Origin of the sequence: Bradyrhizobium amphicarpaeae, assembly GCF_002266435.3 — a bacterium.
Taxonomy (GTDB): domain Bacteria; phylum Pseudomonadota; class Alphaproteobacteria; order Rhizobiales; family Xanthobacteraceae; genus Bradyrhizobium; species Bradyrhizobium amphicarpaeae.
Map to the genome: position 1 here is coordinate 1,551,667 of NZ_CP029426.2, position 24,640 is coordinate 1,576,306.

19 protein-coding genes and 1 tRNA gene are annotated in these 24,640 nt (G+C 64.4%); 11 read left to right on the top strand and 9 right to left on the bottom strand.

Annotated elements, in window-relative coordinates; translation table 11 throughout:
- Positions 1–162: 162 nt before the first annotated feature.
- The 5 genes from CIT40_RS07525 to CIT40_RS07545 form a co-directional block, all read right to left on the bottom strand.
- On the bottom strand, positions 163–2,322 hold the full coding sequence (locus tag CIT40_RS07525; protein ID WP_094895252.1) for an exonuclease domain-containing protein: 2,160 nt from the start codon (positions 2,320–2,322) through the stop codon (positions 163–165).
- 531 nt (positions 2,323–2,853) lie between these two features.
- Positions 2,854–3,222: a hypothetical protein gene (locus tag CIT40_RS07530; RefSeq protein WP_094895253.1), complete on the bottom strand. Its 369-nt coding sequence runs from the start codon at positions 3,220–3,222 to the stop codon at positions 2,854–2,856.
- Positions 3,223–3,493: 271 nt separating this feature from the next.
- Positions 3,494–4,231: a hypothetical protein gene (locus CIT40_RS07535; RefSeq protein ID WP_148667178.1), complete on the bottom strand. Its 738-nt coding sequence runs from the start codon at positions 4,229–4,231 to the stop codon at positions 3,494–3,496.
- A gap of 236 nt (positions 4,232–4,467) precedes the next feature.
- Positions 4,468–4,543, bottom strand: a tRNA-Ile gene (locus CIT40_RS07540).
- A 333-nt stretch (positions 4,544–4,876) separates the two neighbouring features.
- Positions 4,877–5,851, bottom strand: a complete 975-nt coding sequence (locus CIT40_RS07545; RefSeq protein ID WP_162307393.1) for a Bug family tripartite tricarboxylate transporter substrate binding protein — start codon at positions 5,849–5,851, stop codon at positions 4,877–4,879.
- A gap of 107 nt (positions 5,852–5,958) precedes the next feature.
- Here CIT40_RS07545 and CIT40_RS07550 point away from each other — a divergent pair, with 107 nt between their 5' ends.
- A complete protein-coding gene (locus tag CIT40_RS07550) occupies positions 5,959–6,933 on the top strand; it encodes a TAXI family TRAP transporter solute-binding subunit (protein WP_094895339.1) in 975 nt (324 codons plus the stop codon).
- 182 nt (positions 6,934–7,115) lie between these two features.
- Here CIT40_RS07550 and CIT40_RS07555 read toward each other — a convergent pair whose 3' ends face one another.
- Positions 7,116–8,330, bottom strand: a complete 1,215-nt coding sequence (locus CIT40_RS07555) for an ABC transporter substrate-binding protein (RefSeq protein WP_094895257.1) — start codon at positions 8,328–8,330, stop codon at positions 7,116–7,118.
- Between the two features lie 100 nt (positions 8,331–8,430).
- Positions 8,431–9,324: a helix-turn-helix transcriptional regulator gene (locus CIT40_RS07560; protein WP_094895258.1), complete on the bottom strand. Its 894-nt coding sequence runs from the start codon at positions 9,322–9,324 to the stop codon at positions 8,431–8,433.
- 286 nt (positions 9,325–9,610) lie between these two features.
- Between CIT40_RS07560 and CIT40_RS07565 the strand changes: the two genes are divergently transcribed.
- From CIT40_RS07565 to CIT40_RS07575, 3 genes are read left to right on the top strand one after another with little or no spacing between them, the layout of a single operon-like run.
- A complete protein-coding gene (locus CIT40_RS07565; RefSeq protein ID WP_094895259.1) occupies positions 9,611–10,438 on the top strand; it encodes an ABC transporter substrate-binding protein in 828 nt (275 codons plus the stop codon).
- Positions 10,439–10,492: 54 nt separating this feature from the next.
- The gene (locus CIT40_RS07570) at positions 10,493–11,602 is read left to right on the top strand and encodes a molybdopterin-binding protein (protein WP_094895260.1); all 1,110 of its coding nucleotides are present in this window, start codon (positions 10,493–10,495) and stop codon (positions 11,600–11,602) included.
- A gap of 10 nt (positions 11,603–11,612) precedes the next feature.
- Entirely contained in the window at positions 11,613–13,577 is a 1,965-nt protein-coding gene (locus CIT40_RS07575; protein ID WP_094895261.1) for a molybdopterin biosynthesis protein, read from the top strand.
- Positions 13,578–13,624: 47 nt separating this feature from the next.
- Here CIT40_RS07575 and mobA read toward each other — a convergent pair whose 3' ends face one another.
- Both mobA and fdhD read right to left on the bottom strand, forming a co-directional pair.
- Positions 13,625–14,266 carry a molybdenum cofactor guanylyltransferase MobA gene (gene mobA / locus CIT40_RS07580; protein ID WP_094895262.1) on the bottom strand — a complete coding sequence of 214 codons (642 nt, stop codon included), beginning with the start codon at positions 14,264–14,266 and terminating at the stop codon, positions 13,625–13,627.
- Positions 14,247–15,137: a formate dehydrogenase accessory sulfurtransferase FdhD gene (fdhD, locus tag CIT40_RS07585; protein ID WP_094895263.1), complete on the bottom strand. Its 891-nt coding sequence runs from the start codon at positions 15,135–15,137 to the stop codon at positions 14,247–14,249. The genes mobA and fdhD overlap by 20 nt, the downstream gene beginning before the upstream one ends.
- 209 nt (positions 15,138–15,346) lie before the next feature.
- Between fdhD and mobB the strand changes: the two genes are divergently transcribed.
- The 7 genes from mobB to fdhF all read left to right on the top strand — a co-directional run bounded on the left by mobB (position 15,347) and on the right by fdhF (position 24,507).
- A complete protein-coding gene (gene mobB / locus CIT40_RS07590; RefSeq protein WP_094895264.1) occupies positions 15,347–15,874 on the top strand; it encodes a molybdopterin-guanine dinucleotide biosynthesis protein B in 528 nt (175 codons plus the stop codon).
- A gap of 9 nt (positions 15,875–15,883) precedes the next feature.
- Positions 15,884–17,140: a molybdopterin molybdotransferase MoeA gene (locus tag CIT40_RS07595; protein WP_094895265.1), complete on the top strand. Its 1,257-nt coding sequence runs from the start codon at positions 15,884–15,886 to the stop codon at positions 17,138–17,140.
- A gap of 44 nt (positions 17,141–17,184) precedes the next feature.
- Positions 17,185–17,448: a sulfurtransferase TusA family protein gene (locus CIT40_RS07600; protein ID WP_094895266.1), complete on the top strand. Its 264-nt coding sequence runs from the start codon at positions 17,185–17,187 to the stop codon at positions 17,446–17,448.
- Positions 17,449–17,763: 315 nt separating this feature from the next.
- On the top strand, positions 17,764–19,419 hold the full coding sequence (locus tag CIT40_RS07605) for an OFA family MFS transporter (protein ID WP_094895267.1): 1,656 nt from the start codon (positions 17,764–17,766) through the stop codon (positions 19,417–19,419).
- A gap of 90 nt (positions 19,420–19,509) precedes the next feature.
- The gene (locus CIT40_RS07610; RefSeq protein ID WP_094895268.1) at positions 19,510–19,785 is read left to right on the top strand and encodes a hypothetical protein; all 276 of its coding nucleotides are present in this window, start codon (positions 19,510–19,512) and stop codon (positions 19,783–19,785) included.
- A 247-nt stretch (positions 19,786–20,032) separates the two neighbouring features.
- Positions 20,033–21,742: an NADH-ubiquinone oxidoreductase-F iron-sulfur binding region domain-containing protein gene (locus CIT40_RS07615; protein WP_094895269.1), complete on the top strand. Its 1,710-nt coding sequence runs from the start codon at positions 20,033–20,035 to the stop codon at positions 21,740–21,742.
- The gene (gene fdhF / locus CIT40_RS07620; RefSeq protein ID WP_094895270.1) at positions 21,739–24,507 is read left to right on the top strand and encodes a formate dehydrogenase subunit alpha; all 2,769 of its coding nucleotides are present in this window, start codon (positions 21,739–21,741) and stop codon (positions 24,505–24,507) included. The genes CIT40_RS07615 and fdhF overlap by 4 nt, the downstream gene beginning before the upstream one ends.
- The last annotated feature ends 133 nt before the right edge of the window (positions 24,508–24,640 follow it).

Here is a 24,640-nt window from a genome sequence, read left to right on the forward strand (position 1 = left end):
GTTCCCGGCGTTCAGCACGGGGCAGGGATTCCCAAACGGCAGGACTGGGCTTGTCCACGTGTTCCGGGGGGGTCTGTGGAGAATGCGAAGGATTTGGTCGTCTCGAAAGTCGAGGCGTATACTCAGGTCTCTCCGTCGCGGATCAAAACGCCGGCTTGCCCGCTAGGCGGCCTCGACATCCGCGGTCAAATCGTCATCGCGCTTGTGGTTGATGAGGTTCAGCAGATGCGCGGAGGCCCGCGCGTCGCACAGCGCGCGATGATGATTGGGCAGCGCAATTCCATAGATATCGCACAGCTTTCCCAAACCGTAGGATTCGTGTCCCGGGTAGCGGCGGCGCATCCCGGCGCACGTACAGAGTTTCGGAAACCGGAAGCGACGCTCCAGCCGCTTGTACTCGTAGGCGATGAAACCATAATCGAAGTTGACGTTATGGGCGACGAAGATGCCGTCAGCCATGAAATCGAGGAAGCTCTCGCTCACTTCGGCAAACACGGGGGCGTCCCGCACCATCTCGTTCGTGATCCCTGTCAGCTGGGTGATCTTCCAGGGGATGGGGCGTTGTGGATTGATCAGGCTGTGCCACTCGTCGACCACCTGATGATTGCGGACCTTGACCGCGCCGATTTCGGTGATGCGGTCACCGTTCGAGAACGAGCCAGTGGTCTCGATATCCACGACGACGTAGTCCTGGTCCGGATCGAAGCGATAGTCGACACGGCCGATCTCGGCCGTGATGCCGGCGGCGCCGAGCTGGTGAAGGCGGGTCAATTGATTGCGTCGAATGACGTCGCCCGCAGCCTTGATCTCCATGAACGAGACGCGTCCGTCGCGGACGACCATCAGGTCGGGAAAGCCGTCGCGCATGCCGCGGAAATCCTCGCACATGGCGCGGATGATCCGCGCGAGGCCCGGGGGATTTGCGCCCTGCAGCAACGCGCGCAAGGCCTCGATCTGAAAATGGTCCCAGGCAAAGATGCCATTGGGGCGTCCCCACCGGGCCGCAACGGTCCGCAGGATCATGGGCAGCGCCGTCCCGGCTTCGATCGCGCCGATTTTTTTCGCGATCGAGGCCGCAAACAACCGGCTGAAGCTGCGATCTCTCAGGCAATGCGGCACCCAATCGAAGCCGCTCGGCAATTGCGTGCTCTCGAACAACTCATCCCAGAACAGCAGGCCGAACAGGGTGTGCCACAGCATGTTCTCCGTGTGAAAGACCGTCGCGCCGTCGCGCCGCAGCACGCCCGCCACGCCTGCCTCGGGATTGCCGCGATGCGTGTCGTCCACCGTGATCGTCCGCCCGGACCGCAAGAGTTCGGTGTAGAGACCAGTCCGTCGCCCGCCAAACTTTCGGGCGTAGAAGTCGGTCGCGAAAAGATGCTCGCCATCGCTCAAAGGCTGGTCGATCATCCGTTGCAGCAAGGCCTCGGCTCCGGGGCGATCGCCATCGTTGTAGAGCAGACGCACCAGGCGTTCATTGCAGTCGGCCGATGCGCCGGCGCGATAGAGCTGCCGGGCGAAATCGTGATCGCCGGCCTTTTCGAAGAACACTCCCGCCTGGTGCGCCGCCCGGCTGCGCAGTTCCTCGGCGTATTCGGAGCCGCAGGCGGGGCCAGCGAGGATGTCGACGGCAGCCTGTCTGCAAACGGCGTCCGATTTGACGTCGAGGCGGTCGAGGATCTGGCTGTAGTGGAATGAAGCCAGGGCTTCATCTCCGTCGGAGAACCGCGCGCTGAAGGCCGTCTCCTGGTTGGTGCGCAGAACGCCCAAATCGCGCAACGCAAAACTCTTCAGGTCGGTCTCGGTCTTGCCGAAATAGAGATAGAGGAGGAACTCGATCGGCCTCGTGCCGTCGAGCGCGATGAACTTGTGCGCGCCGCAGTGCTGCGCGGCGACGGCGAAAGGGATCTGTTCGAGATAATAGTCGACGAACTTCGGCTTCGACCAGGATTTCCGGACATCGCCCCGTCCAGCGGCCTGTGCACCCGTGACCAGTACGTCTCTTGGAAGACAGGCCACGAACGCAGCATAGTCGCCTTCGCCGAGCGCGCGGGCGTAACTGGCCGCCATCAGTTCGGCCGCCGCGCGTCCGACGTCGGCAATCTCGGGATAGCTGAACAGAGACCGGTTGAAGATCGCGCCGCGCCGATTGACCATCCGGATCAGCAGGCACCGCGCATCCCGCGATAGGCCCTCGAAGCGCGCGATAAAGGCGCGATGTTCCTCGCCGAGGACCGAACCATAGGTCTTCTGAACGAACGCCAGCATCTCGACGAAATGATCGAGGTAGTAGTAGGCGGGCAGGATCGGTGGCTTGGCCAAGTGGACCTTGTCGGGGGAGGGGATTCGGGCGTTCTATTTTTGTTCCGAGAGGAGGCGGGAAGTCAAGAGCCGTTGGCTTGCGATGTCGTCTGAGCCAAGGTCGCTCGCTTCAAGCGCATGCCCGACAAGTTCCACCGTTCAAACCTGCAACTAGACGGCATAGCGAAACGCTATCCATTCGCTTCCGGCGGCGGCACGAGCTTGGCGACATCCGTTCCAGCTTCTTGGTGCAGTGGATCAAAGCCGCGAGTAACTCGTCGTCGATTTCGGTGCGGCCTTCGTACTCCGCCAGATTGCGCTCGTTGTGGGCCCTGATGAAAATCTGGATGTCCGCCTTGTCGGTTCTCGCCTTCCGTCACGGTCAAAAGCGAGGAGCGGAAAATTTAGTGCACTGTCACCGTAATCCCAGGGCTGGGCTTGTCCGTGTTCCGGGCGCCTGTGGAGAATGCGCGTGGGGGCGGGATCTTCTTTCAAGCCGCGGGCGACGATGCGGCGCATTCCGGAAATGATGCACTCAGTCGCGCGGATGACTTAGGCAGCTAACGTAAGTGGCCAAAGTAGCTTGATGCCGACCGCGATTGCAAGGAAGCATAGTACCCACATGACGATGGGGCCTGAAGCTCCTTCGAAATTGAATCCAAGGCCGCTAAACTTTATTTGGCCTTCAGTGCTTCTGAACAGTGCGATAATAATGAACGAGGCTGCGGCGGCAAAAGGGAGCCCGATAGTTGCGGGGAAATGGTGAAAAACAAGACTCCATTGCGGGTTGCCCCATTCGGTGGCGACGAAGATAACGAATAGCGCGATACTACCTATAATTCCCACGATAGCTGAAATGTAGACAATGTTGTCTAAGTCTGCTCGCTCAATGATGGGACCATTTTCGTCACCCTCGGTCATCCGAACCCGCTCCCTGCTCAAACCTTCTCAACGATGCGCGCTTGGTTTTCGCCAAACCACGCCGCGACGTCATGCTGGTTATCTCCACGGGCCAACATGCCGATCGCGATTTTTGCGTCGTGTATCGTCATTGCCATGAACCATCCCTCCTAATTATTCAGTGATCCGAAAACGTCGCCATTACGTGCCAGTGCACTTGATTCACGCGCCTTCGCGCCTCCTAATGTGGCTGAGCCATTGAGTGCACTGGCACCGCAATCAGCTTGACCGGTCACGCACCAGGCACTCCTTGAGCCACATCGATCACGTGGCGGTCCGACCCGACGGTGATCACCACCGTATAGGTCTTTTGCGCACCGCCCTGATCAGTGGGCGGCGCGAGGTGCAGTTGGCCTCCGTACCATTCGCCGGGCAGGAGTGTATTGTCCTTGATCACCGCTTGCTCGAGCACAGCCATGTTGCGTTGACCTGCTTCGATCGTCGTAGAGATCATCGCGTCATTTTGTGCGGCTGCGTTGCCTTGCGCGATCGCAGCTGCTGTCGGGCTGTAGAATGAGCCGGTGCGGCCGCTTGGGGTCGTATAGGTGCCATATCCAGCTCGCGATGCGCTGTAAGCGTTGGCGCCGGCCGCGACCCCTGTCAGAAGTGCAGCTGCGACCTGCCGGTTCTTCTCCTCTTGAACAAGCATCTCATACGTCACGATCTTCATGTCGAAGTCGGACCCCGCGGCATGTTGGACGGCTTCAACTTGCCCAACTCGAAACTCGACCGGCTGGCGGCCGAGATTGTTGATACCGACCACGAACACCGGCCGGCCGTTCGCTTGAAGCTGTCGGGACGCCGGCCGAACGAGGACCAGAGAATTCTTTTGGCGAGAGACGAGAGCAGGTTGCCCATCCCTCATGAGAGCTTGTTGCTGAGGATTGGAAGCCTTGAACGAGACCGTTTCGCCAGCCGTCGTGCAGCCGGTCAGCGCGGCGCAAGCGGCCGCCAAAACTAAAATGCGCATGCTGAAATACCCCCGTCTAAAGAGTTGATGCAAGCGCAACTACTGAGCGAGGGCAAGGGGAGTTTGCGCGCGTAGGGCCAGTGGTCCTCAAGCAAAAGGTCTAAGATGGCAGGCGATCATCGCTCGGTGGCTCGCGTCGCCAAACAGCCCGGCTTCGCCTTCGGCTTACGCCGGACACCACGCTTCGCCCTCGCTCTCCACGTGGCTGCGCCACGCGTAGCCCGCAGGGCGAAGCGTGGTGGGCCCGGCAGGACTCGAACCTGCAACCAGACCGTTATGAGCGGCCGGCTCTAACCATTGAGCTACAGGCCCCGCCGCGAGCGGCTCGCGGGAACGCGCGGCCGGCAACGGTGCGCGGTTCGTTTACAGGGATGGGGGCGGGGGTGCAATGCTGGCCCGGGCGGACGGGAACGACGACGCGGCATTGCCGATGATTTTCGAATAACCGAAATTGGCGACGAAGCCTGTATACCCCTGTTTTGCCCGACGAAGCAAAACCACCTCTTCAAGACCGGTTTATCGGGGTCGCTAACCCATTGAAATGATTGGCCCCGTCTACTGTGCATGGGGTTGTTTTTCGACTTTTGGTGTCGAGGGGGCCAAGCTGCCCCCTCCGATGTCGTACTGCTTCGTAGCCGAGCCGCGCTAATCCACCGAGACTCCGGCGAACTCCACCACCTTGCGCCACTTCTCGGTCTCGTCGGCGACCAGCTTGCCGAACTCGGCCGGTGTCATCGGCTTGGTAATGCCGCCGACTTCGGTGAGGCGCGCGACCACCTTCGGGTCCTTCAGCACTTCGCCGACGGCCTTGTTGAGGGTCTCGATCACCTCGGGCGGCGTGCCCTTCGGCGCGGAGATGCCGTAGAAGCCGACCGATTCGAAGCCCGGCACGGTCTCGGCGATCGCGGGCACGTCGGGCACGCTGGGCCAGCGCTTGGGCGAGGTCACGCCCAGCGCGCGGACATTGCCGCCCTTGGCCTGCTCCAGCGCGGAGGGCAGATTGTCGAAGATCAGCTGTACCTTGTTGGAGATGATGTCGGGGAAGGCGATCGCAGAGCCACGATAGGGCACGTGGATCATGTCGCACTTGGTCATCGCCTTGAACAGCTCGGCCGACATGTGCACCGAGGTGCCGTTGCCGGACGACGCATAGGAGATTTTGCCGGGATTGGCCTTGCAATAGTCGATGAACTCCTGGACCGTCTTGGGCGGGAACGCATTGGAGACGACCAGCATGTTGGTGAGCTGCATGATGCTGGCCACCGGCGCGGTGTCGCGGATGAAGTCGAACGGCAGCTTCTTGTAGAGCGAGGTCGAGATCGCATTGTTCGGCGCGACGAACAGCAGCGTGTAGCCGTCGGGGGCTGAATTGATCGCGGCGGCGGCGGCGATGTTGCCGCCGGAGCCGGCCTTGTTCTCGACGATGAATTGCTGGCCGAGCTTGTCCGACAGCGCCTGCGCCATGATCCGGGCCACGATGTCGACGGGGCCGCCGGCGGCAAAGCCGATGAACCAGTGCACGGGGCGTTCGGGATAGGCGGCGGACGCGGGAGGCGTGACGCTGAAAAGACCTGAGAGAACTGCAAGCCCGAAAAAACCGTGACGCAAAATTCGCAACATGATGCCTCCCATTGTTCTATTGTCGTTGAGGGGCATGCTTTCACAAAATCGGGCCGCTGCCTACTTCGCCGCAAGTCGGTGTTGACGCAGGCCCGCCGGGAATGACCATGAGATTCGCGACGATCTTTATCGCTGCGGTGCTGCTCGCAAGCCCCGCGCCTGCTCAAACCGGAGGCAACGCCATTCCGACCACGACGATCAGCCATACAATCAGTCTTGGCACCGCGACGCCGGGCGGCGGCTTTCCGCTCTACGGCAACGCCTTCGCGGAGGTGATGAACGCGGCCGATCCGCAAATCGCCATCGCGCCCCGCAACACCAAGGGCAGCAACGAGAACATTCCGCTGCTGGAGAAGCGCGAGCTCGATCTCGCGCTGGTCGCGGGCGAGCCGGCCTACGAGGCCTTTGCCGGCATCGGCCGCGCGCCCGTGCGGTTGAAGATATTGACGGCGATCTATTCCAACCCTGGCATGTTCGTGGTGCGCGCGGACAGTCCCTACAGGACAATCCGCGATCTCGTGGGACAGCCGGTCGCGTTCGGCGCCAAAGGCTCGGGCCTGCCGATCCTGGCGCGCTACGTGCTCGATGGTCTCGGCCTGAAGCAGGACGAAGACTTCAAGGCGGTCTATCTCGACCGCGCCGGCGACGGCCCCGCGATGGTCGAGGACGGCCGCGTTACCGCACTGTGGGGCGCCGGCATAGGCTGGCCCGGCTTTGCCGCGGTCGCATCGAGCGCGTCAGGTGCGCGCTTCATCGCGCCCAGCGTGGAGGAGATGACGCGCATCCGCGCCAGGCATGCGTTCCTGAAGCCGCTGCTGGTGCCGGCGAACAGCTATCCGAAGCAGGACGCGCCGATCGCCTCGCTCGGCTCCTGGAGCTTTGTCCTCACGCGCGAGGATCTGCCTGACGATGTCGCCTATCGCCTGGCCAAGACGCTGCACGGCGTCGAAGCGGTTTTTTGCAAGAAGCTCGCCCAGGCCTGCGAGACCACGGCGTCGAACACGGTCGCGGCCGCGCCGAGGCCGGAACTGATCCATCCCGGCGTGATGAAATATTTTCGCGAGATCGGGGTGGTGAAATAGCGAGCGCGCTTTTTCCTTCTCCCCTTGTGGGAGAAGGTGGCGCGAAGCGCCGGATGAGGGGTTCTCTCCGCGCGTACAAATTGAGAGTTCGACTCGCGGAGAGAACCCCTCACCCGGCTGCGCTTCGCACAGCCACCCTCTCCCACAAGGGGCGAGGGTGCACCGTCATCGCGGCTATATCATCACTTCTTCACCAGCGCACATGCCTGGTCCGGCGGCCCGAACGCCTTGTCGCCCGAGATGGTCGTGAGGATCTTGTAATAGTCCCACGGATATTTGCTCTCCTCCGGCGTCTTGACCTGCACCAGCCAGAGGTCGTGCACCATCAGATTGTCATCGCGCAAGCGGCCGTTGCGGGCGAAGAAATCCTCGATCGGCTTTTCCCGCATCTTGGCGGCGACCTTGAGCGGATCGTCGGTGCCGGCGTCCTTGATGGCGTTGAGATAGTGCATCACGCTGGAATAGACGCCCGCCTGCCACATCGACGGCATCTTGTTCATCTTGGCGAAATAGCGCTTCGACCATTCGCGGGTCTTGTCGTCCATGTCCCAGTAGAACGAGGTCGTCAGCAGCAGGCCTTGCGCGGCCTGCAGCCCGAGGCCGTGGATGTCGGTGATCAGTGCCAGCAGCGCCGCCATCTGCTGGCCGCCCTTGAACACGCCGAACTCAGATCCGGTCTTGATCTCGTTCATGTTGTTGGGGGGACCGGCGGCAATGCCGATGATCTTGGCCTTGGAGGCCTGCGCCTGCAGCACGAAGGAGGAGAGATCCGGCGTTGCCAGCGGCGGCTTGACCGATCCGAGCACCTTGCCGCCATTGGCGTTGATGACGGTGGAGGCGTCGCGCTCCAGCGAATGGCCGAAGGCATAGTCGTCGGTGATGAAGAACCAGCTGTCCCCGCCGCGCTTGACCACCGCGTCCGCCGTGCCGACCGCGAGCGCGCGGGTGTCGAACACCCACTGGATCGCGTAGGGCGAGCAGAACTTGCCGTGGAAATCCGCGGTGCCGGTGGAGTGGGTGATGAACAGCCGCTTCTTCTCGTTGGCGATGTTCTGCACCGCGAGCCCGACCGCCGAGACCGGCACGTCGACGATCAGGTCGACCTGCTCGACGTCGTACCAGCGCCGCGCGAGCGAGGCGCCGATGTCGGCCTTGAGCTGGTGGTCGCCGACCACGATGCTGATCGGCTTGCCGAGCACCTTGCCGCCGAAATCGTCGATCGCCATCTGCGCGGCCGTCACCGAGCCCTGGCCGGTCGGCGCGGAGGCCGGGCCGTTCATGTCGGTGAGCACGCCGATCTTGACGACGTCGTCGGAAACCTGCGCCGATGCCGCGCCGGACAGCAGCGCCGCCGTCAAGGCGGCCGCGACCGGCAGTCCAAATCTGATTGGATTCACGCTTGTCCTCCCCTGATCCGGCGCGTTGGCCGGGGTTGCCCCGGGTGTGCCCCCGGCTGAATTGGTTTCTTTTGCAACTATTTTGGGGCGGGCGTCAATGTCAGGCTGCGAAGCGGATCTGTCCTGCGGGGGAGGGATCGTAGCCGGTCAGCTCCTCGGCGCGCTGGCGCAGCCGCCGTTCGTTCAGGAATCCGATCAAGGCCCGCATGGCGGGGCGGAAATAGCTGCGCTGCCGCATCGCGAGGTCGAAATTCTCCCAGACCAGCGGCACGAAATCGAGGCCGGCCGAACGCGCCGCAGCGCGCGTCGCGATGCCGCAATCGGCCTGGCCGGCGCGGACCAGTTCGGCGAGATCCGGTCCGGTCAGGGCCGGCGCCTCGACCCGGCGTAAATCCCGCGTCGAGGCGCCTGCGCGCTTCAGGAGCAGGTCGAGCAGCATCTGCGCGCCGGTGCCTTGCTGCCGCATCGCCATCCGGGCGCCCAGCGCGAGCACGTCCGTCAGGCCGTGCAGGTGCCTGGGATTGCCTTGCGGCAGCACGAGACCCTGCTCGCGGCGCACGAATGCGACCAGCACCGCATCATGCAAATCCGGAGCGGCGCGCAACGCTTCGACACTGGCATCGCCGGTGAGATCGTCGGACGCATCCAGGCTGTGGAAGTGTATCGCCGCTGCCATCACCTCGTTGCGCTGCAAGCGCTCGAGCCCGCGCACGCTGCCCTCGCTCATCGATCCCAGGCCCGAGCCGGATTCGCGCAAGGCCCAATCCAGCAGTTCGTCCTGGCTGCCGCCCACGATTGGCGGCGGCTCCGCGATCAGCATGCCGGCCGGACGCGCGAGGCCCGAGAGTACCCAGAGGTCGAGTTCGTGGCGCGGGAAGAGCCACTTCCCGGTCACCTTGGTGCAGGGGATCGCGCCGGTGGTGACGAGTTCGTAGAGCTTGCGTTCGCCGAGCCGAAGATAGTCGGCGGCCTCGCTGGTCGTCAGGAATTCCATCCTGCATTCCTATGCAAATTCTTGCTTCTTTTTGACGTTCGACGCAGGTGGAATTCTGCATTTCAATTCCCGTCCGCGGGACCATGCCTGATCATCTCGCTGCTTTGCAACACATCCCGGCGCGTGATCTCTGCTTTGGTGAACGATCCTGAATCGCTCGCGCGGTGCGCAGGATGCCTCGCAGCGTTGCCGCTATTTCCCGGACGACGTGCGCAAAAAGCAGGCGCGTCACGAGTGCGGCGCAATCGGCCGTCATCATGATCGGGTCAATTATAGGAACCCGACCATGAGCCGCTTGTTCGTCGTATTCGCGCTGCTCTGCGGCCTTGCCGGCGGCGTCGCGGCCTCGTCCGCGGAGGATCGCAGCATCGTCCTCGCGACGACCACCGCGACACAGGAGTCGGGCCTGCTCGACTATCTGCTGCCGATCTTCCGCGACAAGACCGGCATCGAGGTGACCGTGATCGCGCGGCGCGCCGACGCGGTGCTCGACGGGCCGCGAAGGGGCGAGGCCGACGTCGTGCTGATGCATGCGCGGCCGCAGGAGGAGAAATTCGTCGCCGACGGGTTTGGCGTGAAGCGTCTTGACGTCATGTACAACGACTATCTGCTGATCGGGCCGAAGAGCGATCCCGCCGGCGTCAAGGGCAAGGACATCGCGACGGCGCTGAAGGCGATCGAGGCCAAGGGCGCCCCGTTCGTGACGCGCGGCGATCGGTCGGGCACCCACGCCGCGGAGCTGGCGCTCTGGATCGTCGCCGGCATCGACATCGCGGCCGCCAAGGGCGCCTGGTACCGCGAGGTGGGGCAGGGCATGGCTTCGGCCCTCGACGCCGCGCGCGCCGCGAACGGCTATGTGCTGTCGGATCGCGGCAGCTGGATCGCCTTCAGGGATCGCGGCGATCTCGACATCGTCGTCGAAGGTGACCGGCGGCTCCTCAATCAGTACGGCGTGATGCTGGTGAACCCCGGGAAGTTTCCGGACGTGAAGAAGGATCTCGCGCAGACCTTCATCGACTGGCTGACCTCGCCGGAGGGGCAGACGGCGATCGCGGGCTACAAGGTCGACGGGCAGCAGCTGTTCTTTCCCAATGCGGACAGGTCGGGCGGTTGAGGTCCACGCCGCCGGCGGTTGCCAAACCGGGCGATGCATGGTCCACCATGGCGCATGACCCAGCGCCTGCCGCCATCGCTGACATCGCTTGATACCGCGCTCGCCGCGATGCTGAGTGGGCTCGAGCCGCTTGCACCGGTGCAGTTGCCGCTGAGCGAAGCAGCCGGCTGCATCGCGGCGGGCAATTCGCCGCTGGAGGCCTATCCGCCGCACGACATCGCCGCCGCGGACGGCTGGGCGCTGTGCGCCAATGATCTCGTCGGCGCATCCTCCTATTCGCCGCTGCCTTTGACGAAAGCGCCCGCGTGGGTCGAGGCCGGTGATGCGATGCCCGATCGCTGCGATTGTGTGCTCGATGCCGACGTGGTCGATGCATCCGGGCCGCTCGTGCAGGTGCTGGCGGAGGGTGTGCCGGGGCAGGGCGTCAGGCGTGCCGGCAGCGACATCGCGGAGCGCACGCCGGCCGGCGCCGCGGGCAATCCGGTCGGCGCGGCCGATCTGCTGCTCGCGCGCGTTGCCGGTTGGGACAAGCTCTCCGTGCGTCGGCCCCGGCTGCGCATCGTCAACGTGCCCGCTGCAACGGCAACGATGCATCTGATTGCCGGGATCGCGCGCGCTGCGGGACTGGATGTGCAGACGTCTGAGGCTGCGGCGCGTGATGCGGCGTCGATTGCCGATACGCTCGATATGTCCTCCTGCGATCTGATCCTGACGGTCGGCGGCAGCGGCGTCGGCCGCGCCGATGCGGCCGTCGCGGCGCTGGCCGAGCGCGGTCATGTGATCGCTCACGGTGTTGCGCTTCAGCCCGGGCGGACTGCCGCCGTCGCGAAGCTTGGAGAGGTTCCCGTCGTCGCCTTGCCGGGCTCGCCGGATCATGCGCTGGCAGCGTGGCTGGCGCTCGTGCTCCCGCTCATCGACCGACTATCGGCGCGCCGGCCGCGCCGGCGGCTGAGCCTGCCGCTTGTGCGAAAAATCGCATCCAGTGTCGGCATCGCCGAGATCGCCTTGCTGGCCAGGGAACCTCACGGCTGGACGCCGCTCGCCGTGGGCGAATGGCCGCTCCGGGCCATTGCCGGTGCGGATGCATGGCTGCTCATTCCCGCCGGCGATGAGGGATTTGCGGCGGGGGAGCCGGTCGATGCCTATCTGATGCGAGAATGCTAAGGCTTTTGCCATGTCGATGAACCCACAATCGCAAATCCGCAGCGCGCTCGAACAAGAGCAGTTCCTCAAGATCCTCTCGCGCGAGGAGGCCTTGGCGCGCTTCGAGGCCGCGTTGTTCCCGCGCGCCGTTCCGAGCGAAAAGCGCAGGCTCGGCGATGCGCTGGGCCTGGCGCTTGCCGAAGACATCACCGCCCCTATCGACGTTCCCCCGTTCGATCGCTCCAATGTCGACGGTTTTGCCGTGCGCTCGGCCGACCTTGCGGCGGCAGGCGAAGGCGCCGCTCGGAGCCTTACGCTGAACGGCGAGACCATCCCTTGCGGCACTGCGCCGAGGATGCAAGTGGCAGCGGGAACTGCGACGCCGATCGCCACCGGCGGTCCCCTGCCGCGTGGTGCCGACGCGGTCGTCATGGTCGAGCACACCCAGCCCGCCGGATCCGATGCGATCGATGTGCGCCGTGCCGTCTTGCCGGGGCAATTCGTGTCCTACGCCGGATCCGACATCGCGCGCGGCGAAGCGCTGCTGCGCGCCGGCACCATCATCGGCTCGCGTGAGATCGGCATGCTGGCCGCGTGCGGCATTGCCGAGGTGAACGTCGCGCGCAAGCCGCGGGTGGCGGTGATCTCCACCGGCGACGAACTGGTCCAGCCCGGCGAGGCGCTCGCGCCTGCCGAAATCTACGACACCAACGGGGCCATCGTCGCGGCTGCGATCGACGAGAACGGCGGCGAGGCAGTTTTTCTCGGCGCCATTCCAGACGACGAGGCGAAACTCGAATCCGCAATGCGTAGCGCGCTCGCCGAGGCCGACATGCTGGTGCTGTCCGGCGGGACCTCGAAAGGCGCCGGCGATCTGTCCCATCGCATCATCGGCCGGCTCGGCCAGCCCGGTATCATCGCGCATGGCATCGCGCTCAAGCCCGGCAAGCCGCTGTGCCTTGCGGTCTGCGACGGCAAGCCGGTGGTGATCCTGCCGGGCTTTCCGACCTCGGCGATGTTCACCTTCCACGACATGATCGTGCCGGTGCTGCGCAAGCTGGCCGGCCTGCCGCCGCGCTCCGACGCAAAGGTGAGCGCGACCGTGCCGGTGCGCATTGCCTCCGAGCTCGGCCGCACCGAATTCGTCATGGTGTCGCTGGTCGAGGGCCGCGACGGCCTGATCGCGTATCCCTCCGGCAAGGGCTCCGGTGCGATCACGTCCTTCGCGCAGGCCGATGGCTTTTTGCGGATCGATGCGCTCGCCGACCAGATGCCGGCCGGGACCGAAGCCGAGGTGACGCTGTTCACGCCGCATGTGCGCGTGCCCGATCTCGTCATCGTCGGCAGCCACTGCACCGGCCTCGATCTCGTCACGGCGCAGCTCGCGCATGCCGGCCTGATCGTGCGCTCGATCGCCGTCGGCAGCCTCGGCGGGCTAGCGGCCGCCAAGCGCGGTGAATGCGATCTCGCGCCGATCCATCTCTTCGACGACAGAAGCGAAACCTACAACACGCCCTATTTGGTCGAGGGGCTCGAGCTCATTCCCGGCTGGCGGCGGACGCAGGGCATCGTCTTCCGCAAGGACGACAAGCGCTTCGAGCGGCTCGGTGCGAAAGAGGCCGTTGCTGCCGCGCTCGAGGACGCCGCCTGCATCATGGTCAACCGCAACCAGGGCGCTGGCACGCGCATCCTGATCGACCGTCTGCTCGGCGGCGCGCGCCCGGAAGGTTACTGGAACCAGCCGCGGTCGCACAACGCGGTCGCCGCGGCCGTCGCGCAGCATCGCGCGGACTGGGGCATGACCATTGCGCCGGTCGCTGATGCCGTCGGCCTCGGTTTCATTCCGCTCGCGGAAGAGCATTATGACTTCGCGCTGGTGAGGGCGCGCAAGGACCGGCCGGCGGTGCAGGCGTTTCTCGATGCATTGGGCTCGGACGAGGTGCGTGCCGCATTGGAACGAGCGGGCTTCAGGCCGGCGCAAACGAACAAGTCGTGAATGGGCCCTTGGCCAAGACCAGGCAGGAACTCAGAGCTCAAGCGGCCCTAAGATGCATCGTCCAACGCCGCCAGCCGCTCCGCTTCGGCGATATCCTCGACGGTATTGGCATTGAAGAACGGATCGAGCGGCTCGGTGGGCCATGTCACCGTCGCGAGCGGATAACGCGCGGTCCAGCGGTCGATCTTGCGGAGGTCCTCGACGACCAGGGCGTGGCGCAATTCGCCGCGCAAGGCGACGCGCCACAAGCCGATCACGGGATGCGACTGATCGCCTGACGCGGCGACCGCGAGCTGGGCATTTTCCCGCGTGCGTGCATCATGCAGGCGCGCGACGAGGTCGCGCGGCAGGAACGGGCAGTCGCCGGCGGCGCTGAGAACCCACTCGACGCCCGGCCGATTTGCTGCGGTCCAGTCCAGCGCGGCGAGGATGCCGGCGAGCGGACCGGGAAAGCCGGGCACGTCGTCGGCAACGACCTGCAGGCCGAAGGACGCGAAACGCGCGGGATCGCCATTGGCGTTGAGGATCAGCCCGCTGCATTGCGGTGACAGGCGCGCGATCACGCGCTCCAAAATGGTGCGGCCGCCGATGGTGCGCATCGGCTTGTCGCCGCCGCCCATGCGCCGCGCCAGGCCTCCGGCGAGCAGCACGCCTTGCGTCAGCGGAATGTCAGTCGTCACCAGCTTCACCCTTGCGCTTGTGCTTCGCCGACTCTTCCTCGACGTAAGCGAGGTCCTGGTCGTAGACGATGCGCTCTGCGCCAGCGAGGACGATGAAGCGCTTGCCGCGGGTGCGGCCAACCAGCGTCAGCCCGACCTGCCTTGCGAGATCGACGCCCCAGGCGGTGAAGCCGGAGCGCGACACCAGGATCGGAATTCCCATGCGGACCGTCTTGATCACCATCTCCGAGGTGAGTCGCCCGGTGGTGTAGAGGATCTTGTCGGAGGCGTCGACGCCGTGGCGGTACATCCAGCCGGCGATCTTGTCGACGGCGTTGTGGCGGCCGACATCCTCGGTGTAGCAGAGCGGGGTCCCCTCCTTGCACAGCACGCAGCCGTGGATGGCGCCGGCCTCGAGATAGAGCGAGGGCATGGTGTTGATGGTCTGCGTCATCTGGTACAGCCAGGATGTGCGCAGCTCCGCCTTTGGCAGCGCGACGCTCTCCACTGCCTCCAACAGATCGCCGAAGGCAGTGCCCTGCGCGCAGCCCGAGGTCTGCGTGCGCTTCTTCAGCTTGGCTTCGAAATTGGTGTGATGTTCGGTGCGCACCACGACCACCTGGAGGTCGTCGTCGTATTCGACCTCGGTGACTGCGTCGTTATATTTCAGCATGTTCTGGTTCAGCAGATAGCCAAGCGCCAGATATTCGGGGTAGTCGCCGATCGTCATCATGGTGACGATCTCCTGGGAATTCAAATAGAGCGTCAGCGGTCGCTCCATCGGCACCTTGATCTCGACCTTGGCACCAGTCTGGTCGGTCCCGGTCACGCTTTGGGTCAGGCGCGGGTCGTCTGGATTGGGGACGATCAGGGGCACCGGGGTTTTGTCGATCTTCATCATGGCCGCGAGGGTAGCATGACATTCGGGTCAAGCCGATATATGCATGGCGGGGAATGGGTGAAATGCCTCGGTTCGTCATTGCGAGCGCAGCGAAGCAATCCAGAATCTTTCCGCGGCGGCAGTCTGGATTGCTTCGCTGCGCTCGCAATCACCGGTGAGGGACCTGAGGTTCCATCGGCCGGCGAGCCGTTGGCGGAGAGCGAACGGTCATGAAAGTCATCGGCCTTGCAGGCTGGAGCGGAGCGGGCAAGACCACGCTGTTGACGCGGCTGATCCCGCACTTCAAAGCGCAGGGCCTGCGCGTCTCGGTCATCAAGCATGCGCATCACCAGTTCGACGTCGACGTGCCCGGCAAGGATTCCTGGCGCCATCGCGAGGCCGGCGCGGCCGAGGTGCTGGTGGCGTCGTCAAACCGCTGGGCCCTGATGCACGAACTGCGCGGGTCGGCGGAGCCGCGGCTGCCGGAACTCCTGGGCAAGCTGTCTGCGGTCGATCTCGTCGTGGTCGAGGGCTTCAAGCGCGAGCCGCATCGCAAGATCGAGGTGCATCGCGCGGCAAACGGCAAGCCGCTGCTGTTTCCCGACGACCCGGGGATCGCCGGGATCGCGGCCGACACCGCCATTGACACCGGGCTGCCGACTGTCCATCTCGACGATATCGCGGCGGCCGCGGCGCTGCTGCTGCGCGCGGCGATGCCGGTCGAGGAAGCGGTGGCGAAGAGCGCCGCGATGCGCTGACGAGGCACCATGGCGCAACTGTCGGACGATTGCTTTGCCTTCGGCGGCCCGATGATGTCGGTCGACAAGGCCGTTGGCCTGATCACGACGCGCGTCGATGCGATCGCCGATATCGAGACGGTGGCGCTGGTCGAGGCGGACGGGCGGGTGCTGGCGCGCGATGTCGCAGCGCCGCTGCCGCTGCCGCCCTTCACCAACTCGGCCGTCGACGGCTACGCCGTGCGCAACGCCGACATTCCGCAGGCTGCGGAGCGGGCGTTCCCGCTCGATGGCCGCATCCAGGCCGGCGCTCTTGCACAGGCACCGATCAAGCCTGGCTACACCGCACGCATCTTCACGGGCGCGCCGATGCCGCCGGATGCCGAAACCGTCTTCATGCAGGAGGACGTCCGCATCGACGATAACGGAAAGATCGTGCTGCCGTCGGGGCTGAAGCCCGGCGCGAATGTCCGCCCTGCAGGCGAGGACATCCCGAAGGGGCACATCGCGTTGCGCGCCGGGCAGCGGCTGCGGCCGCAGCATGTCGCGCTTGCCGCCGCGTTCGGTCTTGTCGGTCTCGACGTCGTCAGGCGCATTCGCGTTGCGGTGTTCTCGACCGGCGACGAACTGGCCTCGCCCGGCGAGCCGCGCGCGGCCCCGCAACTGTTCGATTCCAACCGCTTCATGCTGATGGCGATGCTGCGCCGGCTCGGCTGCGAGGTCAGCGATCTCGGCATCTTGCGCGACGAGCGGATTTCGCTCGCGAACGGCTTGAAGCAGGTTGCCGGCTCTCATGACCTGATCCTCACGACCGGCGGCGTCTCGACCGGCGAGGAGGACCACGTCAAGGCGGCGGTCGAGAGCATCGGCTCGCTGGTGCTGTGGCGGATGGCGATCAAGCCCGGCCGCCCCGTGGCGATGGGGATCATCGACGGCACGCCGCTGATCGGATTGCCCGGCAATCCCGTGGCAAGTTTCGTCACCTTCGTCCATGTGGTGCGGCCGACCGTGTTGGCGCTCGCGGGCAGTCTTCCCGAGCCGCTGTTGCCGATCCCGGTGCGCGCTGCGTTTTCCTACAAGAAGAAGAACGGTCGCCGCGAATATGTGCGCGTTTCCCTGCGGCGCGCGCAGGACGGCCGGCTCGAGGCCGTCAAGTTTCCGCGCGAGGGGGCGGGGCTTCTGTCCTCGCTGGTCGAGACCGACGGCCTCGTCGAACTCGACGAGCCCATCACGCATGTCGAGCCAGGGCAGGACGTAGGCTTTTTGTCCTACGCGGATCTGCTGTAGAGACTTGCGTTGACCCCACCGCCTCGTCCCGCCATGTTGCGTCCATGACCAGAACGACGCTCGATCTCACGGGATTGAAATGCCCGCTACCCGCCCTGAAGACCCGCAAGGCGCTGAAGCCGTTGCAGCCGGGCGATCAGCTCGAGGTCCATTGCACCGATCCCTTGTCGGTGATTGACATTCCGAACCTGATCCGCGAGACCGGCGACAAGGTCGAGATCACCGAGCGCAACGAGGCGCGCATCGTTTTCTTGATAGAAAAAGCGAATGGTTCAATAGAGAGTGTCAATGGTGCGCTGCGTTCTTGAGAACGTTATCGCGCGGATACCAACCTTTTGTCTATCGACATCGATCATGGCTTCTGCCCAAATTGACTTTCTCCGCGCAGGCGCGGAGGTTGAGTCTCGCCTGCGATACGCGGGTCAACGGGCCATGCACGAAGCTTGCGCGTCGTATCGGGCATAGAGCCCCGCTCGAGGGGTTAATTTTTAAGACGCGCGTGACGATCCTGGCGGGCGTCGGGTGATTGTGCGGAGCAGCAGGGACACGGCTGAACTGCGCCGGGCTGAGGAACGGGGTCATAGTGGCAGGCTGCTCAGAAGGGTGGCTTAGGGGAGGACTTGATGACGACAGTTGAAAGCGCTGGGAAACTTTCGGGTGCAGGCGCGGGAATTCTCGATCGCGAACACACGGTCGCAAGGGCTGGCTTCAATCGCTGGCTGGTGCCGCCGGCGGCACTGTGCATCCATCTCTGCATCGGCATGGCCTATGGCTTCTCGGTGTTCTGGCTGCCGCTGTCGCGTTCGATCGGGATCACCCAGAGCAAGGCATGCCCGGACATCTCGCTGTGGCAGGAGCTCTTCACGACGACCTGCGACTGGAAAGTTGCGAGCCTCGGCTGGATGTATACGCTGTTCTTTGTGCTGCTCGGTGTCTCCGCCGCGATCTGGGGCGGGTGGCTCGAGCGCGCGGGTCCCCGCAAGGCTGGTTTCGTTGCTGCGCTTTGCTGGGGCGGCGGCCTCCTGATCGGCGCCTTCGGCATCTACGTCCATCAGCTCTGGATCATGTGGCTCGGGGCCGGCGTGATCGGAGGGGTCGGGCTTGGTCTCGGCTATATCTCGCCGGTGTCGACGCTGATCAAATGGTTTCCTGATCGCCGCGGCATGGCGACCGGCATGGCCATCATGGGTTTTGGCGGTGGTGCGATGATCGGTGCGCCGCTCGCCAATCTGCTCATCAACTACTTCAAGAGCGCGACGGACGTCGGCGTCTGGCAGACCTTCGTCGTGATGGGAGTGATCTACTTCGTCTTCATGACGATCGGCGCCTTTGCCTATCGGGTGACGCCGCCCGGCTGGCAGCCTGATGGCTGGACGCCGCCGAGCGAGAAGAAGTCGATGATCACCGAGCACCACGTGCACCTCAACAATGCGCACAAGACGCCGCAATTCTGGCTGATCTGGTGGGTGCTCTGCTTGAACGTCTCGGCGGGTATCGGGGTGATCGGCATGGCCTCGCCCATGCTCCAGGAGATCTTCGCCGGCAAACTGATCGGGCATCCGGAACTGACGTTCAGCCAGCTTTCGGTCGAACAGAAGGCGTCGATCGCGGCGATCGCCGCCGGCTTCGCTGGCCTGCTGTCGCTGTTCAACATCGGCGGCCGGTTCTTCTGGGCGTCGATGTCGGACCTGATGGGTCGCAAGAACACCTACTACACGTTCTTCATCCTCGGCATCGTGCTCTATGCGCTGGCGCCGACCTTCGCGGCGATGGGCTCGAAGTTGCTGTTCGTGCTCGGCTTCGGCATCATCCTGTCGATGTACGGCGGCGGCTTCGCAACCGTGCCGGCCTATCTCGCCGATATGTTCGGCACGCAGTTCGTCGGGGCCATTCACGGCCGGTTGCTGACGGCCTGGTCGACGGCGGGCATCATCGGCCCCGTCGTGGTCAACTACATCCGCGAGTTCCAGCTCGCGGCGGGCGTGCCACGCGATCAGCTCTACAACACGACGATGTACATCCTGTGCGCCATGCTGATCGCCGGTTTGATCTGCAACTACCTGATCAAGCCAGTCGATCCGAAGTGGAACATGAGCTCCGAGGAGGTCGCCAGATTGCAGGCGGCCAGCGCGAAGAGCGAGGCGTCGATCCAGCACGGCTCGTTCGGCATCGGCAAGGGCGGTCTGGACGCCAGGGCGGCGATGTTCTGGGCGTTCGTCGGCGTACCGCTGGCCTGGGGCGTGTGGAAGACGCTGGAGAGCGCGGTGAAGATCTTCTGATCACAGTCGACATGGTCGCGGGACGCTGGTGATCGGCGTCCTGCGGCATTCGCTTTTCAAATCATCAAGAATGGGATTTAGGGGATTCTTATGCTTCGCACCCGCATCTGCCTTGCCGCCGTGCTGCTCGCTGCAAGCCTTCATGCTGCATCGGCACAGACCGCGGCGGCGCCTGCAACCACGGCTGCAACGACCGAGGCCAAGCCCGGTAAGATCAAGCTCACCATGCAGAAGCTGAAGGACATGAAGGCCAAATGGGCGGCCAACAAGCCGAAGCTGAAGGCCTGTCGCTCTGAAGTGAAGTCCAAGGGCCTTACTGGCGATGATCGCTGGTTCTACATCGAAGAGTGCATGAACAAGACTTGAGGCAGGTTCCGCGTAGCGTTTGCGTGAAGGGGCGTGGCAGGGCGGCTGCCCGCCCCTAATCATTATAGAGCCGTTCCAAATTTGCTTGCCCCTCTGGTATACCAGAGACTAGAGTTGAGCTGAATGAGGCTCGATGCAGGGGACGCCGGGGCGCGCGGTTCCATCGGTCGAGCCTGGAAATGAAGGCGGATCGCGAAGGCGGTGCTGCCCGAGATCATCGCGGATTTAGGGAGAACGCGACGTTTCCATGAGCAGCAACGACGACGTTCACAAGGTCAGAGAATTCGAGCATCCCGGCGAGGGACGCCGGCGCGCCAAGGCCACGCCCAAGGGGCGGCAGGTCGATCCCGCCGCCGCGCACGAGATCGAGCAATTGCTCGGCGACAAGCCGCGGCGGCGCGATCTCCTGATCGAATATTTGCACCTGATCCAGGACAAATATCATCAGATCTCGGCCGCGCATCTGGCCGCGCTCGCCGACGAGATGAAGCTCGCCTTTGCCGAGGTGTTCGAGACTGCGACCTTCTACGCGCATTTCGACGTGGTGAAGGAGGGCGAACCGGATATCGCCCCGCTGACGATCCGCGTCTGCGATTCTCTCACCTGTGCGATGCTCGGCGGCGAAAAGCTGCTCGAGGATCTGCAGAGCGCATCGGGTCCCGGCATCCGCGTCGTCCGCGCACCCTGTGTCGGCCGCTGCGACACCGCGCCAGCTGCGGAAGTCGGCCACAACTTCGTCGATCACGCGACCGTCGCCAATGTGATGGCGGCCGCGAAGAGCGGCGACACCCATGCGCACCTGCCCGAATATGTCGACTACGACGCCTATGTCGCTGATGGCGGCTACAAACTCCTCAACCGCGTGCGCTCGGGCGAATTGTCCAAGGACGATCTCCTGAAGGGGCTCGACGACGCCTCGCTGCGCGGCCTCGGCGGCGCCGGCTTCCCGACGGGGCGGAAGTGGCGCGCCGTGCTCGGCGAGCCCGGTCCGCGGTTGATGGCGATCAACGGCGACGAGGGCGAGCCCGGCACGTTCAAGGACCGCATCTATCTCGAAAGCGACCCGCATCGCTTCGTCGAGGGCATGCTGATCGGCGCTTATGTGGTGCAGGCGTCCGACGTCTATATCTACCTGCGCGACGAATATCCGGCCTCGCGCGAGATCCTCGAGCGCGAGATCGCAAAGCTGCCGCCGGGCGGCCCGACGCTGCACATGCGCCGCGGCGCCGGCGCCTACATCTGTGGCGAGGAATCCTCGCTGCTCGAAAGCATCGAGGGCAAGCGCGGCCTGCCCCGGCACAAGCCGCCTTATCCGTTCCAGGTCGGCCTGTTCGGCCTGCCGACGCTGATCAACAACATCGAGACGCTGTGGTGGGTGCGCGACATCGTCGAGAAGGGCGCCGACTGGTGGAAGGGCCATGGTCGCCACGAGCGTCATGGCCTGCGCAGCTTCTCGGTCTCGGGCCGCGTGAAAAATCCCGGCATGAAGCTCGCGCCCGCGGGCATCACCGTGCGCGAGCTGATCGACGAATATTGCGGCGGCATGGCCGACGGCCATCAATTCTACGCGTACCTGCCGGGCGGTGCGTCCGGTGGCATCCTGCCGGCGTCGATGGACGACATCCCGCTCGATTTCGGCACGCTGGAAAAATACGGCTGCTTCATCGGCTCCGCCGCGATCGTGATCCTGTCGCAAAAGGACAGCGTGCGCGCGGCTGCGCTCAATCTGATGAAGTTCTTCGAGGACGAGAGTTGCGGCCAGTGCACGCCGTGCCGGGTCGGAACCCAGAAGGCGGCGCTGCTGATGCAGCAGCCGGTCTGGAACCGGGCTCTTCTGGAAGAATTGAGCCAGGCGATGCGCGATGCCTCGATCTGCGGGCTCGGACAGGCGGCATCGAATCCGCTGGCCACCGTGATCAAATATTTCCCTGACGAGTTCAAGGAAGCGGCCGAATGACCAAGATTACGTTCGAACTCGACGGCAAGCAGGTCGAGGCCAAGCCCGGCGAGACCATCTGGCAGGTGGCCAAGCGGCAGGGCCGCGAGATTCCGCATCTCTGCTATTCGCCGGCACCCGACTATCGGCCCGACGGCAATTGCCGCGCCTGCATGGTCGAGATCGAGGGCGAGCGTGTGCTCGCGGCATCCTGCAAGCGCACGCCGTCCGTCGGCATGAAGGTGAAGTCGGAGTCCGCGCGTGCGGTGTCGGCGCAAAAGATGGTGATGGAGCTGCTGGTGGCCGACCAGCCGGCGCGCGAGACCTCGCACGATCCGGATTCCAAGTTCTGGCATTGGGCCGAAACCACCGGGGTCACGGAGAGCCGCTTCCCCTCCGCCGAGCGCTGGGAGACCGATGCCAGCCATCCGGCGATGAGGGTCAACCTCGATGCCTGCATCCAGTGCGGCCTGTGCGTGCGCGCCTGCCGCGAGGTCCAGGTCAACGATGTCATCGGCATGGCTTATCGCAACCATGGCTCGAAGATCGTGTTCGACTTCGACGATCCCATGGGCGAGTCCACTTGCGTCGCCTGCGGCGAATGCGTTCAGGCCTGCCCGACCGGCGCGTTGATGCCGGCCGTGATGCTCGACGAGAAGCAGACCCGCGTCACCTATGCCGACAAGAAGGTGGATTCGCTCTGCCCGTTCTGCGGCGTCGGCTGCCAGGTGACTTACGAGGTCAAGGACGAGAAGGTGATCTATGCGGAGGGCCGCGATGGTCCCGCCAATCACAACCGCCTCTGCGTCAAGGGCCGCTTCGGCTTCGACTACATCCACCATCCGCATCGCCTGACCAAGCCGCTGGTGCGGCTGCCGAACGCGAAGAAGGATGCCAACGACCAGGTCGATCCGGCCAATCCCTTTACCCATTTCCGCGAAGCGAGCTGGGAAGAAGCGCTCGACATCGCCGCCAAGGGCCTTGTCAAGATCCGCGACGAGAAGGGCGTGAAGGCGCTGGCCGGCTTCGGCTCGGCCAAGGGTTCGAACGAGGAGGCCTATCTGTTCCAGAAGCTGGTGCGCACCGGCTTCGGCTCCAACAATGTCGACCATTGCACCCGTCTGTGCCACGCTTCGTCGGTAGCCGCGCTGTTCGAAGGCCTGAGCTCGGGCGCGGTGTCGGCGCCGTTCTCGGCCGCGATGGACGCCGAGGTCATCATCGTGATCGGTGCCAACCCGACCGTGAACCATCCGGTCGCCGCGACCTTCATCAAGAACGCGGTCAAGCAGAACGGCGCCAAGCTGTTCGTGATGGATCCCCGCCGGCAGACGCTGTCGCGTCACGCAACCCGGCACCTGCAGTTCAAGCCGGGCTCCGACGTTGCGATGCTGAACGCGATGATCAACACGATCATCACCGAAGGCTTGACCGACGACCAGTACATCGCCGGCTACACCGAGGGTTTTGAGGACCTCAAGGAGAAGATCAAGGAGTTCACGCCGGAGAAGATGGAGGCGATCTGCGGCATCCCGGCGCAAACCCTGCGCGAGGTCGCGCGGACCTATGCGCGCGCAAAATCGTCGATCATCTTCTGGGGCATGGGCATCAGCCAGCATGTCCACGGCACCGACAATGCGCGCTGCCTGATTGCGCTGGCGCTGATCACCGGCCAGGTCGGCCGTCCCGGCACCGGCCTGCATCCGCTGCGCGGCCAGAACAACGTGCAGGGCGCCTCCGACGCCGGCCTGATCCCGATGTTCCTGCCGGACTATCAGCCGGTCGGCCGCGACGATCTGCGCGGCAATTTCGAGAAGCTCTGGCAGCAGGATCTCGATCCCGTCCGCGGCCTCACCGTGGTCGAGATCATGAACGCGATCCACGCCGGCGAGATCACGGGCATGTACATCGAGGGCGAGAACCCCGCGATGTCCGACCCCGATCTGCAGCATGCCCGCCAGGCGCTCGCGATGCTCGATCATCTCGTGGTGCAGGACCTGTTCGTCACCGAGACCGCGTTCCATGCCGACGTCATCCTGCCGGCCTCGGCTTTCGCGGAGAAGGAAGGCTCCTTCACCAACACCGATCGCCGCGTGCAGTTGGCGCGCCAGGTGATCAAGCCGCCCGGTGATGCGCGGCAGGATCTCTGGATCATCCAGGAGATCGGCAAGCGCATGGGCCTGCCCTGGAATTATGCCGGCCCCGGCGACGTCTTCACCGAGATGGCAGAGCTGATGCCGTCGCTGAAGAACATCACTTGGGATCGTCTGGTGCGCGAAGGCGCGGTGACCTATCCCGTCGATGCGCCCGACAAGCCCGGCAACGAGATCATCTTCACCACGGGCTTTCCGACCGCGAGCGGCCGCGGCAAGATCGTGCCGGCCAAGGTGATCCCGCCGGACGAGATCCCCGACGCCGAATATCCCATGGTGCTGTCGACCGGCCGCGTGCTGGAGCACTGGCACACCGGCTCGATGACCCGCCGCGCGCATGTGCTCGACCAGATCGAACCCGAGGCTGTCGCGTTCATGTCGCCGAAGGACATGCACGCAAAGAAGCTCGCGCCGGGTGATTTCATTCGCCTCGAGACCCGCCGCGGCGCGCTCGAGGTCAAGGTCCGCTCAGATCGCGACGTGCCGCAGAATATGGTGTTCATGCCGTTCTGCTACGCGGAGGCTGCGGCGAATTTGCTGACCAATCCGGCGCTCGATCCGTTCGGCAAGATTCCGGAGTTCAAGTTCTGCGCGGCCAGAGCCGAGCGCGCGGAGATACGGGACGCGGCGGAATAGGGACTACGCCGTCGTTTGGCGGCGTGGTTTCGCAGACCCCAACCTCGGTGTCGTCCCGACGAACGCCGGGACGACGGATGGTTGTGTGGCGGGCATTTGTCCCACAAACGTCATTGCGAGCGTAGCGAAGCAA